1 protein-coding gene is annotated in these 2,206 nt (G+C 28.2%); it reads right to left on the bottom strand.

Annotated features, from left to right (window positions below; genetic code table 11):
- A partial coding sequence (locus tag WBF61_RS03910; protein ID WP_424254088.1) for a tyrosine-type recombinase/integrase occupies positions 1-448 on the bottom strand: 448 nt, incomplete at its 3' end.
- Positions 449-2,206 lie beyond the last annotated feature (1,758 nt).

Below are 2,206 nucleotides of genomic sequence, written 5' to 3'. Positions count from 1 at the left end.
TCAGTGTGGCCACGTCTTTGGTTTTCTTGTAATAGTGGTAACCAAACGTCTTACGCAGCGTGTGCGTGCCAATATCGTCTCTTCCTAACAGCTTAGCGACCTTTTGAAACATCTGATAGACCGTATTCACTTCCACATGCCCACCTTTGGTGCTAGGAAACAAATAATCCTCTGGTTCTAAGTCTTTTGTATAGTCTTGGATCAAGTCCTGTAGACTACTCAAATACAAAATACGGGTTTTACCTGTTTTTTTCTCTACAATACGAGGGTTTTTGGAAGAAATCAGGTCTTGTTTCTTTAATTTAACGATATCTGACATGCGTAATCCGCTATTAATCCCAATCAAAAACAGAAAAACATCTCGATCTGCGTTTTTGTTTCTTCTTAAACAAAATAAAAAGTCGTTTATTTCTTGCTGGGTTCTTAATGGTTGGACGTTGTAAGGCATTTAAAAGCCCTCTCCTCTCACAAAAGTGATACATGATTTCGTTTAGTATACCACATAATCGTGTGTTGGAGGGCGCTATAAAAAAAGAACCCTATTGGAATAGGATTCCGGATACACGATTTTATAAGATTTCATGTATTAAAAAATAGAAAGGATTTGATATAAATGAAGAATTTCAAGAAATGGATAATAGAGAAACCACTGTCTTTTTACATAGGTTGGATTGGTTTAATTATACTTGGAGCTAATCATTATTTTTTCCCAGATCAATTTTTGTACTCAGATAGACTGTCTTTTTTGACAAGTAATTTTTCTGGTTTAATTGTTTATATGTTTTTCTTTCTCCAGGCACTAGGAATTATTAACTATGATTTTAGAAAAAAAGAATACTAATTTAATAAGGTTCTTGATACATGACTTTATCTAATTTCATGTATTGTGTTGCCTGGCGTTTTTAAAGAAATCTTCCAATCCTGCAAGCACACCATTTCTAGATATAAAAGTACTAAAGATTATAACAAAAGAAAGTATAACTACATTAGGAATATTAGTCTTAAAAAGTAGATAGAAAGCGATAACAAGATAAATCATTGTAAAGGTTATTCTTTTAACCCATTTCATCCTAAACAACTCCTTTTATAAAAATTTTTATTCTATTTATCTCAAATGCAATCAAGCTCTATCTTTTCTTTTAGCATTATCATAAGTAAACCAACAGCCTAATAATACAAAAAATAGCATAACTAGATTATCTACCACCTGCGCAAAACCTATAGTACTTTTTAGAATGATTGCAATAACTATTAATACTATTGTGCCAATTACCTGTTTCTTAGTCCTCATAAAAAAACTCCTTTTATAAATGATTATAATTTTCTATTTACTTATTGTATAGAGTTTTAATTATAGATAGAAAAATAAAATAGGAGTCCTAATTTGATAAGGTTTGGGATACACGACTTTATAGAATTTTATGTATTAATAAAAATGAAACTTTTCTATTTAATTCTTAAATACGAACTTTAAACCTAAAACAAAAGAGAAGATGGAAAGAACAACATACCTTACTATGTTTAAAACCGCTTCTAGTATATATAAGTAAATGTCTATTCCATCATCATCAGGTATAGGATAGATCATGCTTGGTAAAAGAACTATTATTAATATAGCTACTAAAATTAAAATATAGCCTATAATCTTTTTATAACTTTTCATGACTAAATTCCTTTCTGTTTCCTAATTCATAAGAAAATAGATAAAAGAGATAATTTAAAACATCAGAGAATTATTTTGATTTTCGCTAATAGTAAAAAAAAGTATGGTTTATATAAGCCATCCATCTAGTATTGCTAATATGCTTATTGTAAATAATAGGATAGTTAAAACATATGATTTTTGTTTCTCTTTTTTTAAATAAAAATTTATAGAAACTCCGATTAAAGATAAAAATACTATCAATGTCGAAACTGTTAAATTCATAAATTACTTCCTCATTTCTAGATATTAGTTTAATATTTTTCAAATAATTACTTTTTATTATAAAAATTTCCAGTTATTTTAATATCATTATAACTATTTATTTTAAAAAAAGAACCCTCCTTGATAGGATTCTATATACACGATTCTATGTCATTTCGTGTATCTGATAATAGTAGAGCAATACTAGAAAGGAGAGTTTTAATTGTCTAAGCTACAAAATGGAGTAACTATATTTTTAACTGTATTTTTTAGTACGATTTTTTTTGATCATACTATTGA

This window comes from Carnobacterium sp. (assembly GCF_049673005.1).
In the GTDB taxonomy this organism is placed as follows: Bacteria; Bacillota; Bacilli; order Lactobacillales; family Carnobacteriaceae; genus Carnobacterium_A.
This window is presented reverse-complemented; position numbering and strand designations above follow the sequence as displayed.